11 protein-coding genes are annotated in these 14,562 nt (G+C 60.6%); 9 read left to right on the top strand and 2 right to left on the bottom strand.

Annotation, left to right across the window (positions count from 1 at the left end; translation table 11 throughout):
• From hutU to VFH59_RS13140, 4 genes are all read left to right on the top strand, one after another.
• Positions 1–1,383 (top strand): urocanate hydratase (hutU, locus tag VFH59_RS13155; protein WP_325165360.1); only part of this gene is annotated, 1,383 nt, incomplete at its 5' end.
• Positions 1,384–1,598: 215 nt separating this feature from the next.
• The gene (locus tag VFH59_RS13150) at positions 1,599–3,008 is read left to right on the top strand and encodes a DUF3696 domain-containing protein (protein ID WP_325165359.1); all 1,410 of its coding nucleotides are present in this window, start codon (positions 1,599–1,601) and stop codon (positions 3,006–3,008) included.
• Positions 3,009–3,012: 4 nt separating this feature from the next.
• A complete protein-coding gene (locus tag VFH59_RS13145) occupies positions 3,013–3,441 on the top strand; it encodes a hypothetical protein (RefSeq protein WP_325165358.1) in 429 nt (142 codons plus the stop codon).
• A gap of 445 nt (positions 3,442–3,886) precedes the next feature.
• A complete protein-coding gene (locus tag VFH59_RS13140) occupies positions 3,887–5,233 on the top strand; it encodes a phospholipase D-like domain-containing protein (protein ID WP_325165357.1) in 1,347 nt (448 codons plus the stop codon).
• Between the two features lie 242 nt (positions 5,234–5,475).
• Here the strand turns inward: VFH59_RS13140 and VFH59_RS13135 are convergent, their stop codons facing one another.
• Positions 5,476–5,874 (bottom strand): hypothetical protein, encoded by a 399-nt coding sequence (locus VFH59_RS13135; protein WP_325165356.1) that lies wholly within the window; start codon positions 5,872–5,874, stop codon positions 5,476–5,478.
• A gap of 344 nt (positions 5,875–6,218) precedes the next feature.
• Between VFH59_RS13135 and VFH59_RS13130 the strand changes: the two genes are divergently transcribed.
• The 3 genes from VFH59_RS13130 to VFH59_RS13120 all read left to right on the top strand — a co-directional run bounded on the left by VFH59_RS13130 (position 6,219) and on the right by VFH59_RS13120 (position 8,909).
• Positions 6,219–7,913, top strand: coding sequence for a tetratricopeptide repeat protein (locus VFH59_RS13130; protein ID WP_325165354.1), 1,695 nt, complete (start codon positions 6,219–6,221; stop codon positions 7,911–7,913).
• Positions 7,914–8,125: 212 nt separating this feature from the next.
• The gene (locus VFH59_RS13125) at positions 8,126–8,461 is read left to right on the top strand and encodes a hypothetical protein (protein WP_325165353.1); all 336 of its coding nucleotides are present in this window, start codon (positions 8,126–8,128) and stop codon (positions 8,459–8,461) included.
• A gap of 4 nt (positions 8,462–8,465) precedes the next feature.
• Entirely contained in the window at positions 8,466–8,909 is a 444-nt protein-coding gene (locus VFH59_RS13120) for a hypothetical protein (RefSeq protein WP_325165352.1), read from the top strand.
• Between the two features lie 315 nt (positions 8,910–9,224).
• On the opposite strand, the gene VFH59_RS13115 is transcribed toward VFH59_RS13120, so the two are convergent.
• Positions 9,225–10,643 carry an aldehyde dehydrogenase family protein gene (locus VFH59_RS13115; protein ID WP_325165351.1) on the bottom strand — a complete coding sequence of 473 codons (1,419 nt, stop codon included), beginning with the start codon at positions 10,641–10,643 and terminating at the stop codon, positions 9,225–9,227.
• Positions 10,644–10,757: 114 nt separating this feature from the next.
• On the opposite strand from VFH59_RS13115, the gene VFH59_RS13110 reads away from it, so the two are divergent.
• Together VFH59_RS13110 and VFH59_RS13105 are read left to right on the top strand one after the other, a co-directional pair.
• On the top strand, positions 10,758–11,678 hold the full coding sequence (locus VFH59_RS13110) for a LysR family transcriptional regulator (RefSeq protein WP_325165350.1): 921 nt from the start codon (positions 10,758–10,760) through the stop codon (positions 11,676–11,678).
• 183 nt (positions 11,679–11,861) lie between these two features.
• Complete coding sequence (locus VFH59_RS13105) at positions 11,862–14,516, top strand: bifunctional diguanylate cyclase/phosphodiesterase (RefSeq protein ID WP_325165349.1); 2,655 nt, start codon at positions 11,862–11,864, stop codon at positions 14,514–14,516.
• Positions 14,517–14,562: the final 46 nt, after the last annotated feature.

Here is a 14,562-nt window from a genome sequence, read left to right as displayed (position 1 = left end):
CCGGACGCCCCGCGCGTGCTCATCGCCAACTCCAACCTGGTGCCGGCCTGGGCCAACTGGGAGCACTTCAACGAGCTCGATAGGAAGGGCCTGATGATGTACGGCCAGATGACGGCCGGCAGCTGGATCTACATCGGCTCGCAGGGCATCGTGCAGGGCACCTACGAGACCTTCGTCGAGATGGGCCGCCAGCACTACAACGGCAGCCTCAAGGGCAAGTGGATCCTCACCGCGGGCTTAGGCGGCATGGGCGGCGCGCAGCCGCTGGCCGCCAGCCTGGCCGGCGCCTGCTCGCTCACCATCGAATGCCAGCAGAGCCGCATCGACTTCCGCCTGAAGACCCGCTACGTCGACGAGCAGGCCACCGACCTGGACGACGCGCTGGCGCGCATCGAGAAGTACACCCAGGCGGGCGAAGCCAAATCCATCGCGCTGCTGGGCAACGCCGCCGAAGTGCTGCCCGAGCTGGTGCGCCGCGGCCTGCGGCCCGACGCCGTCACCGACCAGACCAGCGCGCACGACCCGGTCAACGGCTACCTGCCGCTCGGCTGGACGGTGGAAGAGTGGTTCGAGCGCCGCAAGAGCGATCCCAACGGCACCCGCGACGCCGCCAAGCGCTCGATGAAGCAGCACGTCGAAGCCATGCTCGCCTTCCATGCGCAAGGCATCCCCACCTTCGACTACGGCAACAACATCCGGCAGATGGCCAAGGATGAGGGCTGCGAGAACGCCTTCGCCTTTCCGGGGTTCGTGCCGGCCTTCGTGCGGCCGCTGTTCTGCCGGGGTGTCGGGCCGTTCCGCTGGGTCGCGCTCTCCGGCGACCCGGAGGACATCTACAAGACCGACCAGAAGGTCAAGGAGCTGATCCCGGACGACAAGCACCTGCACAACTGGCTGGACATGGCGAAGGAGCGGATCAGCTTCCAGGGGTTGCCGGCGCGGATTTGCTGGGTGGGGTTGGGGCAGCGGGACAAGCTTGGGCTGGCGTTCAATGAGATGGTGCGGAAGGGGGAGTTGAAGGCGCCTGTCGTTATTGGTCGGGATCATCTGGATTCGGGGTCGGTGGCGAGTCCGAACCGGGAAACCGAGGCGATGAAGGATGGGAGCGATGCGGTGTCGGATTGGCCGTTGTTGAATGCGATGCTCAATGTGGCCGGTGGGGCGACTTGGGTGTCGCTGCATCATGGTGGGGGTGTGGGGATGGGGTATAGCCAGCACTCGGGGGTGGTGATTGTTTGTGATGGGAGTGAGGCGGCGGATAAGCGGATTGCTCGGGTGTTGTGGAATGATCCGGGGACCGGGGTAATGCGACATGCGGATGCGGGTTACGAGGCCGCTAAAGAGTGTGCGCGGGAGCAGGGGATAAATGTCCCAATGCTGTGAACAGCAAGACGGACTGGGCGCTGTCATGGAGGCCATTCTCTCTTCCGTTGTTCCCAAATGCTAAGTCTTGTATGTTCCATCTCCGCTCGACCAACGGGACTTAGCGGCGGCAGTCCACTTAGAGACGGGCGGCACAATGGGCTCCCACCCAGCTCGGACGGCCCGTTAGGGCCGTCTGGCATAGCAGAAAAAACCACGTACATTTGAGGGAAAATATGTACTTGTCCGGATTGAGGTTGAGCAACTACAAGTCTTTCAAAGAGGCTGACTTTAAATTTTCAAAGATAACTCTTTTGTTAGGCCCCAATAGCGGCGGCAAGACGTCCGTTCTCGCATCTATACTTTCGTGTTTGCAGTCGCCCCAGTTTCCAGCATATTTTTTGCCCAACGGAAGTTTGGTGGAAACGGGCGACTTTCGTGAGATCGTTAAATCGCATCGCGTGGCCAGCAACATTTCAATTGATCTCAACTTTACAAATAAGTGGGCAAAAGTATCGACTGCGCCCGTGAAGCTTGGAGGGGTTTACGAAAGGGATGCTAAAACTAGCATGCCGCGAATGGTTTCCGCTAGCGTCAAGAATAAGGATATCGCATGGTCGATATCTAAGGCGAAGGATAAATACACTCTGAAGTGGTCTTACAAGCCGCTCGGCGCCTCTTCCAACTTTGTTAAAAAGTTTCCTGAGATGGCGCGCGCGTTTGAGTCGGTATTTTATGCGGCGGCTCAGATAAAGACCGCAGTGCCTGAGCCCGGTGCCAAGGTCAAGAAAATCTCAGTTGCCTCCGTTGCAAAAGAGGCTGAACAGCACATGGTTGGGGATGTTCCTTCTGAGGGCGAGCATCAAGCTAGTAATTTATCCACAATCTTTGATTTTGACCCCAAGGAGCAAAGAATTAGCAACTTTTGGGCCTTGACGGCGCTTAAGGCTTCGAAGGATATAGTGTCTGATTTCTTAAAGACATTTGTTTATATCGGGTCATACCGCATTCCTCCTCAACGGACCTACTATCACTTGGTTGGACCGGACCTAAAAGTCGGCGTATGCGGACAGAATGCTATCGAGCAAGTTTTGGCTTGGGAAAACGCAAAAAGCGATAAGCTTCCACAGCTAGTTAAATCGCTGAAATCGATTGGTCTAGCAGCGAGTATCAAGGCGAACAAGTTAGCGGGCGGGCGGTTTGAGGTGACTGTAAAATCTCTGGGCAGTTCCGTGAGTTCGTCAATTGTCGACGTCGGATTTGGAATCAATCAATTTTTGCCGGTACTTGTAGCCGAATTGCAAACGAAAGACGGTTCTACCGTAGCGGTTTCCCAGCCGGAGACTCATCTCCATCCAAGCGTTCAGGCGGAGGTGGCCTCCCATTTTGTCAAAAACGTAAAGGATCGCGGGTTTTGCTACCTCGTAGAGACTCATTCCGAATATCTGATTAACCGCATCAGGCGTCACGTTGTTGCTGGCGATTTGGCGCCAGAAGATGTCGCGGTCTACTATTTGGAGCAGTCTAACTCTGGCGGTGTTATACACGACATCACCTTCGAAAAGACCGGAAGAATAGTTGGTGCTCCTCCGGGTTTTTTTACCACATATCAGGTTGACGTCATGAATATCGCCATCGGACGGTGAGTCAATGAAGGATATTTTTGTAGACGATTGCGTTGCAGTCAGACTGGAAAATCCAGTCGATGAGAAGCTGAAGTCTTTTCTCGAGTGGCTATGGAGGCATGGAACGTTAGTTGTAACGAATAAGATTCTCGTCGAGTACGGTGCAAGTCTGGATGCTGGGTCGAGCAATTTTTTTGTTATTCTAAATGAATGTATAAAGCATGAGCGGATTTTGAAGATCGACAATGATCAGCTGAAGGCGCTAAGGTTTTCAAAAAGAGTAGAGCGGTCATTGCTGTCAAACCGAAAGGACTGGTGGCACATTAAAGCAGTTCTTCTGTCGCCAAGAAAGTTGGCTTTGTCTTTCGACAATAACTTTTTACGCGACGTCAATGGATTTCCTGGCGCTGCGGCAAGAGCCTCAAGATCGCCAGATGATTTGCCATATAAGTAACCGTCAAATAAAAGTCTCGCAATGGAACGGGGTCACCATTTCTCCGCTGGGGTCAATAGGCACATAGCTCTCCCGCCGCGCGTGCTGCGGGTAGGGAATCCCGGTTGCTTAAGGCTCCGCTGTCCGCTGCGTTCGATCCAGCGCCAGGAGAAATTAAAGGGGACGTGGCTAATTAAATCTATCGGCTGCCTAGCTGGACGGGTCTGCTGTGTTGACTTAATTAGCCACGTCCCCTTTTGTTCCCGTTCACAGGGGAAGAGCGGGCGCAGGTCGCCCTTTATGTGAGACTTTCCGCCCAGGGTGGATTGCTGGCCGCTCCCGCGGTCATTGGATACATGGCTTACCTCCCGATTTCGGTTGCAACGGCAAAAAAGGGGGTCGGATTCATTTTTCTAAATGGACATGACTCACTAAGGCGTATTCGTGCGGATAAGGGGGATTAGGAATGCAGTTCTTCGCAAACGGGCTGACAGGAACCTATCTGAGGAACGTCCTGCCTGGGTCGGATGTCCAGGTCGAGTGGGTGAAAGCCGCCATTGCGTATGGTGATGACGAGCATAGCTTGCTGGAAGACTGTCTACGCAATCGCCGCAGGCTCGACATTTGGATGAGATACGACCATACCGTACCGGTGGCGCCCTCTCTCCTGCGACGCCTCTTACGCAGCGCAGACAGGAACGTTTTTTGCCGACTCGTGCCAGATGTTCTTCATTCGAAGGTTATCTGGTGGCGTGGCTATGGTGTTTATGTTGGGTCCGCAAACCTCACGGACAGAGCGTGGGTTTCCAACATCGAGTTCGGGGTGTTCTTGACGGAGTCTCAGCTTGAAGCTACGGGGGCGCTTGGTGAGATCGAGCACTTCTTTGAAGAACTCACTGCTTGCGATGCGACATTTGACCTTTCGGAAGCCATTATTGCGGAGCAGGAGGCGATTTTGAAGGCGAGGGATGCCCTAGTGGATGAAATGGAGAAGCAACTGATCCGGAAACGCTCAGTTCCTCGCTGGGGTGGGCCTACGTTTCTTAGCGATAAGAAGGCTGCGGTAGATCGCCAGAAGGAGGCTTTTATTAAAGAGTGGCGGGAGGGTGCCGCCATACTCCAGGATATCGCCCTGCGCGCGCCGAAGTATAAGCCAGCGTGGTTAAATTCCGATGTGCCTCCTGCCTGGCAAGCTGACCAATTTCTGCACGCGTACTACTACAATCGTGTGGTGGAAGGGACGTCCCATCCGTATGAAGACTCTCATCGGAGGAATTTCGCCAACCCAGCAAGCGCCACAGAGGAGGCACTGGTGTGGTGGTCCCAGTTGCCATCACCTCCGTCTGAGGAGGATGTGAATTGTCATGAGCGTGCGCCCCTCATTAAGGAATTGCTGGCGCCTAGTCGAATTGGTTCACTTGATTTGGGGGATTTCTCTGCGTTGTTTGAATCAAACCATTCCAGTCGCGATCATTACCGACGCATGACTGCCGAGCAGCTTAGGGTTGATGCAGATAGTTTGCCTGCCCGTCAGAGGAGTGAAGCTTTCGCTAAGTTGATGTGGGGTCAGAGGAATCGACGGGGTCAGTCTGTCGCGGAGTTGATCGCATTCGTTTTGGATGGCGGAAGTGCCGCAGATATGCCATCTCGTCTGTTCGATGCTTCTCGCTCTGCGGATTTGCAGTTTCCGCATCTTGGTCGCAACCAGCTCGCCGAGCTTGCTGGCTGGGCGCGGCCGGAAAAGTATTCGCCCCGAAACGGTCGCACTAGCAAAGCTCTACGGGCGCTCGGTCATAGCGTTAGGGTCTATTGAGAAAGCAGGCAAAGGCGGAAGAGCAAATAAAGGGGACGTGGCTAATTAAATTAGGGCGTCGTCTGGCAGGACGCCAGCTTAATCAGCCACGCCCGTTTCTAAGGGCGTTTCGCCCATGGCGATGTTCACCGCAATAACCAAGAAAAAGGGTACGGAGGCAATTAAATGAGCTAACGGGGCAGGTTAATTTATCTAGCCCGTGGAAGTGAGCCAACTAAAGGAACGCGGCTAATTAAGAAATGTTAATTGGCCACGTCCCCTTTTTTTTTATTCGTGGTGGAGCTGCGCTTCTTGCGTACTTCAAGCTCCCTGCGGAGCTGCTCCAGTTCTAGTTTTTTCTTCTCAAGCTCAACGTCCGCGTTTTCTTGATCGCGACGCTCTTTTCTCCAGGCAACTGCTGTTGAGAAGAAAAAGCCTCCGAGAGAGGTAAAGGAGGTCAGCAGCGAAGTCACGGAAATGATCGTGGACAGATTGGTCGATGTCCCGAGACCGGCCGGTTGTTCTTCATTCGGTGCACCCGTGGCGCTGGGCGACAATATGTGCCTCGCAAAGGTAGATGCGAGCAGGATGACGGATGAGATCAAGAAGATGAGCCCAAATCCCAGTCGATATCTTTTGATTTGTCTGAGCGTGCGAGCCATGACCGGTCCTCTGAGGTCGGGTCTGAGGAACTGGCGAAGTTCTCGCACGGGGCTGGTGATCCGACTGTCAAGACCAAATGGGAGCTCAGGTTCTTTTTCTAAAACAGAGGTCACCGTGCACTTTTAGGGCAGTATGCTCACGAGCAAGAGGAAAGCGACTAAGTTCGGCTGGGTCGGGACTAACCAGGCCCTGGACCTACTTTCTGGACGCCGAGGGAACGCTCTTGCCCAACACGTGTCGGATTTCGGCCATAACGGGGTCAGGTTCACTTATTACGGCTCGTAAGTGAATCTGATCCCGTCTTTGCTATTGCAATCGCGGTGACTGCGGCTTGGCAAGCGAGATGAAGCTGATTGTCAAACAATGGCTGCGTTGGTTGATGATCTGTTACCGTACCCGGACAATTAAGGAGAGAAAGATGGCCGTTTGCAGGGAATGGGCCCGTTGGCTTGCTCTGGTGGCAATGATGTCGCTGGCTGGCTGTGGCGGAGCTGGAGCCGAAAAGACGGCCCGCGCCGCACCCGAAGGTGCAAGTGCCACCGTAGTCCCTTCAGTAAGCAGAGAACCTGCTACAGACGCGCCTGCTCCGCCGCACGAATACAACGCCGAACAGGTTCGCCAATTTCTGAGCGCGGCGAAGTCCGCCGAGGCGATCAAGGATCCGATACTGCGCTGCATGGCTTACCCTGATCCGCCGGGAAGCCATTGGTCACGCGACACCACAACCGCCTATTGCCACTACCACCTGCAGCATGTGGTTTCCCTTGCCGAAATCGAGCGCCTCATCCGGAGTGGTCGTACGCGCGAGTTGGACCAGCAATTGCGCAGGGCACAAGCTCAGCAGGGCAGTCCAAACACGTACGGGTTGTTGGACGAGACCTACAAGCGGGATTTCAGCGCACCCACCGCAGACCTTCGAATGCTGCTTGATCGATGGAAGCGGGAATCGCCCCGAAGTGCTTTTGCGTTCGCGGCAAGCGGCTATGCCTACGTCGCGGAGGCCAGCAATGCACGGGGTAGGGACAGGATCAGAAACACCCCGCAAGCGCGCCTGCAAACGATGGATGCGCTGGTTGAGAAGTCCGAGGCCGACTTGCATCGAGCCATCGAACTCGACCCAAGCATTACTCCCGCCTATATAGCGCTATTAAGTGGTGCGAATATCGCGCGGGACGGCGCCTATCTCGAGAAAGTCGCGCAGCAGGCGGTGAAGGCGGTGCCGGATGATTATTCTGTCTATAGCTACCTGATGGTAGCTGTCGAACCGAAGTGGCACGGATCTTTGCAACTAATGAAACAAGTCGCGGCCCTTGCGCAAGAGCACGTCGAGGAGAACCCGCTGCTCCGGATCTTGCTCACCGAGGAGCCCTTTTATGCCGTCGACAACTGCCGGTGCAGCAGTGCCGCTCAGGTGAGCGCCTACCCGGCCGTATTCGATCAGCTGTCGACCTCCGCCCATCTTGCCAGGGCCGGGTTGGTAGCCAGGGACAATCCCGGGATGGCGCTGGTTTATTTGTCCGAGGCATTGCGGTTCGACCCAATGGCGCCGACGGCATGGAAGATGACAGCAGAGCGGTCCATGCGCCTCACCTTGGCGGGCGAGCCTCGCTGGGGGCTGGCCGAGGCCGACAAGGTGCTGGATGCCCACCCCGACTTCGCAGGCGCCGTTAAGGCGCGGGCGCTTGCCTTTGAGAAGCTCGGGAAAATTGGTCTGGCGGAGAGTGCACTCAAGCGAGCGGCAGCGCTCGATCCCACGGATATCTGGTCAGTTGCTGAACTCGGTGACTTGTATATATCAACCAACGAGCTAGACAAAGCGAAAAGCATTGCTGACCAACTGATACGTACCCACGCTGATGACCCGCGCGGTTGGGTGATGCGCGCGAGCGTTCAGAGCGTCCGGTATGAGCCTGGATTGCGTGAGACGCTGCATTACTTCATCGCACATTTCGGTAACGACCCGGCACTGCAAGCCACGGTTGCTCAAATGCGTGCGGCCCTCGCCGAGGAGGCCAAGGCGAATCGGGATGCCAAGTAGGAGAGTGGGGCCAGCGAAACCGGGGTCAGAGGCCCGGAAAAAAAGGGGGCGGAGGAAATTAAATCGGGATAATTGCCTCAGACCCCTTAGGTGGTGCTTAGCTTAATTAGCCATGTCCCCTTTACTGGATCGGTGCATTTGCGAGAGGAACTATGCGACGTCTTTTTTTGTTGGTTGGCGTGACGCTTTTGTCTGGCTGCGCAGTAAGCCCGGTGTTCTATCAATATCCTGGGTCACCGAGGCAGGCCTCCGATGAGGCCGTCATCTTTTTTCAGGACAGTGACGGCGTCTTGGTGAGAGACCTCGACGGCAAGGAACTGGCCAACCCCCTGACTACGTGGAATGGCGGATACGCGGCCGTCCGAGAGATTCATGTTCTGCCCGGCATCCATACGGTCTTGGGAAGCGTCTCGAGGGGGGGCGGGTTTGCGCCGTATGCTCTGAGAGAGGATTTCCAGGCGGGCCGCAGGTATCACCTCATGCCGGTACTCTACGGCTATTCATTGAAGGTCACTGTCATCGACACTACGGACACTCCAAGGGAATGAACACATGAAGATTCGTGCAGGATCGATTGCGACGCTGGTGGCTCTTCTCTGCACCGGCTGCCAGCCCACCATGACGAACAAGGGAACTTTTACAGCCTATTCGTCCGGGCAGCTTGTTGGGGACGCTCCTGCAACCCTGAAGCTCGGGCAGGATTACGGCCTGAGTATTTTCAAACTGGATGGCCAGTCCGTTGGATGCAAGAAATTCCTCCTCAGGTGCCCGGCGGAGATCCGCATGCTTCCCGGTAAACACGAAGTGGTGCTGCGGTTCATGAACCGCTTGGGACAGCGTGCGGACGTGTGCGTCTGGTTGACCGCCAAACCTGGCGGAGTCTATCTGGCCAAGTTCGTCCGGCCGGAGCACGACACGCTGCGTACATGGATCGAGGACCAGCACGCGGTGCATGTCGGCGGCATCTGTGGCTCGTATGACGAGCCGCTGGGCTAGTCCCATCGGGTGCAGGCAACAAACTGAGCCAGTTCCGCTTTCTCGGACGGTCTAATTAAGCACCTTTGGCCAGTCTCGAAAAAAAAGGGCGGAGGCGATTAAATCGCAATAATTACCTCGGGTCGGAGGTCAACGGTCAGCGGTCTAAGGCTTGGTTGCAATCAATTGAGAGAATGGAGGTGGCCAACCTACGCTAGCCGCATCGCTCGGGCTCTTGAACACTAATATGGAGTGGTGATGACTCGGTCTAATTTGCTCAACTAAAGGGACGCGGCTAATTAAGTAATGTTAATTGGCCACGTCCCCTTTTGCAGCCTATCCCACCACGATCGCCTGCGGCTCCAAGTACGCCTCCAGCCCGTAGTGGCTGTTCTCCCGCCCGATGCCCGACTGCTTGAACCCTCCGAACGGCGCCCTGGGTTCATGGGTGAGGGTATTGACCAGCACGCGGCCTGCCTCGATCTGCGAGGCCACGCGCGCGCCACGGGCGCTGTCGCCGGTGAGCACGTAGGCGTGCAGGCCATAGGGCGTGTCGTTGGCGATGGCGATGGCTTCGGCTTCGTCGCGGTAGGGAATGACGGTGAGCACCGGACCGAAGATCTCCTCGCGGGCGATCGTCATGTCGTTGCGCGCGTCGGTGAACACGGTGGGCTTGACCAGCCAGCCGCGGGTGATGCCCTCGGGACGGCCTTCGCCGCCGATCAGCACGCGGGCCCCCTCGTCGATGCCCCGACGGATGTAGCCCTGCACGCGCTGCCACTGCCTGGCGCTGACCATCGGGCCGATGGCGGTGGCAGGGTCGCGCGGATCGCCGGCGGGGGTAGCGCGGACCTGCTCGACGATGGCCGCCTCGCATTCGGCCAGTCGCGAGGCGGGCACCAGGATGCGCGTGCCGGCGATGCAGGCCTGCCCGCTGTTCATGAAGCCGGCGCTCACCGCCAGCGGCACGGCGGTGGCGAGGTCGGCGTCGTCCAGCACGAGGGTGGGCGATTTGCCGCCCAGCTCCAGGGTGACGCGCTTGAGCGTGTCCGCACTGCTGCGCGCGATGGCGCGTCCGACCGCACCGGAGCCGGTGAAGGAGATCTTGGCCACGTCCGGATGCGCGATGATCTGCGCGCCGACCACGTCGCCGCGTCCGTTGACGATGTTGGCCACGCCCGGCGGCAGGCCGGCTTCGTGCAAGGCTTCCATCACGATCTTCGTTTGCAGCGCGCTCATCTCGCTGGGCTTGATCACCGCGGTGCAGCCGGCCGCCATCGCGGTGGCGAGCTTGCCGCAGATGAAGCTGGCGTTGCTGTTCCACGGCGTGATGAGCCCGGCCACGCCGAGCGGCTTCATCACCACGCGGGCGCTGCCGGCCGCGTGCTCGAACGCGTACTCGGCCAGGGTCGCCGCGGCCTCGCCGATCACCTGGTGGCTGTGGGCCGCCATCCAGCGCGCCCGCGAAATCGGCGCGCCGTATTCGGTGACGATGGCTTCGAACAGTTCGTCCTCGCGCGCGGCCATCGCCGCCTGCAGCCGCTGCAGCATGGCGATGCGCTGCTCGCGGCTGGTGCGCGAGAACGCGGGGAAGGCGGCCTTGGCCGCGGCGATGGCACGTCGCGCATCGTCGGCGTCGCCCAGCCGCACCTGGCCGATGACCTCCTCGGTGGCCGGGTTGAACAGGTCGAACCATTCGCTGCCGTGCGGGGTGACGAAGGCGCCGTTGATGTAGATGTGCTCGATGCGTTGCATGGGGTGTCCTCGAAGGGTAGGGGAGCGGGGTCGAGGAGCAGTGTGGGTGCGCGGCACCGTTGCGATAAGCCGGTGTATGGTGCAAGGGGCATCCTCATAATCGGGACAATCCGCATGCACCGCTCCGGCCTGACCGAACTCGACGCCGTGTTGGCGGTGGCCCGCCGCGGCAGCTTCCGCGCGGCGGCGAAGGAGCTGGGCATGTCCACCTCCGCGGTGAGCAATGCGGTGGCCGGGCTGGAGGCGCGTCTGGCGTCGCGGCTGTTCAACCGCACCACGCGCAGCGTCGCGCTGACCGAGGCGGGGCAGCGTTACGTGGCGCGCATCGAGCCGGCGGTCACGGAGATCCGCCGCGCATCGGAAGAGATCCACGGCGACCCGTCCACGCCTTCGGGCACGTTGCGGCTGAACACCTCGGCCGGCGCGGCGCAGATGATCTTCGACACACTGATCGTCGAGTTCCTGCAGCGCCATCCGCAGATGAAGGTGGACATCGTGAGCGAGGCGAAGCTGGTGGATATCGTGGCGCTGGGTTTCGACGCCGGCATCCGGCTGGCCGAGAGCGTGCCGCAGGATATGGTGGCCGTGCCGCTGAGCCCGGACCTGCGCATGGTGGTGGTGGGCTCGCCCGCGTACCTGGCCGCGCATGGCGTGCCGCAGTCGCCGGCGGACCTGGCCGGCCATCAGGCGGTGCGCATGCGGCTGTCACACGGCGGGCTGCACCACTGGGAGCTGGAGCGTCGCGGCCAGTCGGTGACGGTGGACGTGCCGGGCCGCGTGCTGCTGGACGATCCGCTGCTGATGCGCCATGCCGCGCGCGCCGGCATGGGCCTGGCGTTCCTGTCCGAGTGGCACATCCGCGACGAGCTGGCGCGCGGCGAACTCATTCCGGTGCTGGAGGACTGGTGCCAGCCGTTTCCCGGCTTGCGTCTCTATTACCCGGGCCATCGCCACGTGCCGGCCGGCCTGCGCGCACTGATCGACCTGGTGCGCGAGCAACAAAAGGCGAAAACGGGGGCAGGTTCACTCGTCTAGGTTGTGGACGTGAACCTGACCCCTTGGCATACCAGCTTCCTCCATCGGGCCAGCCGTGCCAGACCGGGAGCCGCTTCTCTAGCATCAATTTCCCGTGACCCGCGTTCCCGGAACCCTCACTCTTGCGGGCTATGATCGTTGTGCCCACGCAGATGGGCGACCGGGGCTTGCCGAGGGGAATCCGTGCCGCCGCAACCGATCGACCGACCTGAACGCACGCCTGAGGTGGCCGATCCGGGTGCCCTGTCACTGACCAGCCGGGTGCCGGGCGTGCTCTGGGGGTTGCTCGCGGTCGGCTGCGGACTGTTGCTGACGTTCTGGCTGTACCGGATCCAGGCGCGGCAGTGGCAGGCGGCCCAGCGGAATGCGGTGGTGGCCGAGGCGGACAAGGGGCTGGTCCAGTTGCGGGCGAAGCTGCGTTCGGCCGAGCTGTTGTTGCGGTCGCTGCAGACCATGTTCCTGGTCTCCGGGACCATGGACGCGCCCCAGTTCGCGCGCATGTACGCAAACCTGAGGCCGCGGCGGGAGTTCCCGAGCCTGCTTGCCGTGGCCTACGCGGTTCGCGAGCAGCGGCCCGATGGGGACCATTTCCCCACCACGCTGGTCGCGCCCCTGGATGGCAACCGCAACCTCCTGGGGTTGGATGTGGCCGACCAGCCGGCCAACATGAAGGCGTTGTTCGCATCGCGCGATACCGACCGGCTGGCGGTGTCGGCACCGTTTCCGCTTGTGCAGGACCGGGGCGCCAGCGGGCGCGGGCAGGGCGTCACGTTGCGCTTGCCCGACCTCGGGTCGGGCGCCGCGCTCGACTCCGTGGCGGTGCGCCAGCGACGGTTGCGCGGCTCGGTGGCGGTCTCCTTCCGGGTCGCCGACCTCATCCGGACGGGATTGCCACCGCAACTGCTGCAAGTGGCGCACGTCTCGGTGACGGACGTCACCAGCGCATCGCACGTCCCGCTGTTCGACTCCCGCGGCGACGTTCCGGACGTGGAGCCTTCGATCGTGTATCGCCTGGGGTTCGGGGGACGCCTCTGGGACCTGGTCGTTTCCCCGATGGCCACGGCCGGTGGCCCACCCCTGGTGCAATCGGTGGCGCCCGCCGGGCTGCTCGCCAGTGTGCTGCTGGGCCTGCTGGTCTGGTCGCTGACCGACACGCGGCGACGTGCCCTGCAACTGGGCCTGCGGCTGAGTGAGCGCTACCGCGAAAGCGAAGAGCGCTTCCGCACGCTCAATGAACTGCTGCCCGCGCTGGTGGTGCTCGCCGACGCGGAGGACGGGCGCATCGTCTACGCCAACCAGGCGGCGCGAGGGCGCCTGGGGGAAGGCCTGGAGGGCCGCCCGTTGGTCTCGCTGCTGGAGGTCGACGAGGCCGAGGTGGAACGACGGCTGGCCCATCCGGAGGGCGGCGCGATCGAGGTGGTCCTTCGGGACACCTCCGGCGGGCGTTTCTGGGCCAGCGTGGCCATGTCCTGGCTGACGCTCGACGGACGTCCACAGTGGGCAATGGTCGCCAGCGACGTGACCGAGCAGCGCGCGCTCACCGAACTGCTCGAGTACCAGGCCACGCACGATGAGCTCACCGGCCTGATCAACCGGCGCGAATTCGAGCGCCGGCTGCTTAAGGTCAGCCAGCAGGTTCCCGAGTCGCCGCCGTATGCCGCGGTGCTCTTCATCGACCTGGACCAGTTCAAGCTCGTCAATGACACCTCCGGGCACGTGGCCGGTGACCAGCTCTTGTCGCAGTTGGCCACGGTGATGCGCGTGCGGCTGGGCGAGGAGCATGTGCTCGCGCGGCTGGGTGGCGACGAGTTCGGCGTGATCCTGACCGGACTCGATACCCCTGCGCACGCCGTACGCATCGCCGAGCACCTGCGCCTGGGCCTGGACGGTTTTGTCTTCGTCTGGGAGTCGAAGAGTTACATGGCGAGCATAAGCGTCGGCGGAGTGCTCATCGACCGGCCCGGCACGCCGCTGGCCGAGCTGCTCGCCGCTGCCGATACCGCCTGCTACATGGCCAAGGAGCAGGGGCGCAACCGCGTCCACTTCTATTCCGAACGGGACGAACAGAGCGCGCAGCGGCGCGGCGAGATGGAGTGGGCCAACCGGCTGCGCTGGGCGGTGCAGGAACAGCGCTTCGTGCTCACCTATCAGGAGGTGCGCGGGCTAGGTAGCGAACCGGCGGGCATCGATGTCGAGCTGCTGCTGCGTTTCCGCGACGAGAACGGCACGCTGATATCGCCCGGTGCCTTCATTCCCGCGGCCGAGCGGTATGGGCTGATGCCGTTGATCGATCGCTGGGTCATCGAGACCGCGCTGGCGAACGTCGACCGGCTGCACCCGGCCGGGCCGGCGGTGCGCACGGTGGCGATCAACCTGTCCGGCGCCAGCATCGACGATGAAACGCTCGCCGACCGCATCGTCGAGCTGCTGCGCCTGCACCACGTCGCGCCCGGGCGCGTGTGTTTCGAGATCACCGAAACCGTGGCCGTGCGCCAGCTCACCACGGTCATCCGGTTCGTGACGCGGCTACGGGAGGTCGGCTGCCGCATCGCGCTCGACGACTTCGGCGTGGGCATGTCGTCGTTCTCCTACCTGAAGCACCTGCCGGCCGACATCATCAAGATCGATGGCAGCTTCATCCGCGACATGCTGAGCGACCCGATCAGCCATGCGATGGTGCGCGCGGTCACCGACATCGCGCACCGTCTGGGCCTGGTGGTGATCGCGGAATGGGTGACGGACGTGGCGATCATGGCCGCGTTGCGCGAGCTGGGCGTCGACATGGCTCAGGGCTATTCGCTGCATCAGCCCGAGCGCGTCATGCTCCAGCGCGACTGAGGCGAAGCAGGCAAAAAAAGGAGGGAGAATTTAAGGGGGCGTGGCT

Origin of the sequence: Frateuria sp. (assembly GCF_035695185.1) — a bacterium.
Lineage (GTDB): Bacteria > Pseudomonadota > Gammaproteobacteria > Xanthomonadales > Rhodanobacteraceae > Frateuria_A.
The sequence above is the reverse complement of the archived record's forward strand: the minus strand, read 5'-3'. Positions and strand labels throughout refer to the sequence as shown.

Coding starts and splice junctions, on each gene's coding strand:
- VFH59_RS13150 (WP_325165359.1), top strand. CDS start 1,599: ATGTACTTGTCCGGATTGAGGTTGAGCAACTACAAGTCTTTCAAAGAG.
- VFH59_RS13145 (WP_325165358.1), top strand. CDS start 3,013: ATGAAGGATATTTTTGTAGACGATTGCGTTGCAGTCAGACTGGAAAAT.
- VFH59_RS13140 (WP_325165357.1), top strand. CDS start 3,887: ATGCAGTTCTTCGCAAACGGGCTGACAGGAACCTATCTGAGGAACGTC.
- VFH59_RS13135 (WP_325165356.1), bottom strand. CDS start 5,874: ATGGCTCGCACGCTCAGACAAATCAAAAGATATCGACTGGGATTTGGG.
- VFH59_RS13130 (WP_325165354.1), top strand. CDS start 6,219: ATGAAGCTGATTGTCAAACAATGGCTGCGTTGGTTGATGATCTGTTAC.
- VFH59_RS13120 (WP_325165352.1), top strand. CDS start 8,466: ATGAAGATTCGTGCAGGATCGATTGCGACGCTGGTGGCTCTTCTCTGC.
- VFH59_RS13115 (WP_325165351.1), bottom strand. CDS start 10,643: ATGCAACGCATCGAGCACATCTACATCAACGGCGCCTTCGTCACCCCG.
- VFH59_RS13110 (WP_325165350.1), top strand. CDS start 10,758: ATGCACCGCTCCGGCCTGACCGAACTCGACGCCGTGTTGGCGGTGGCC.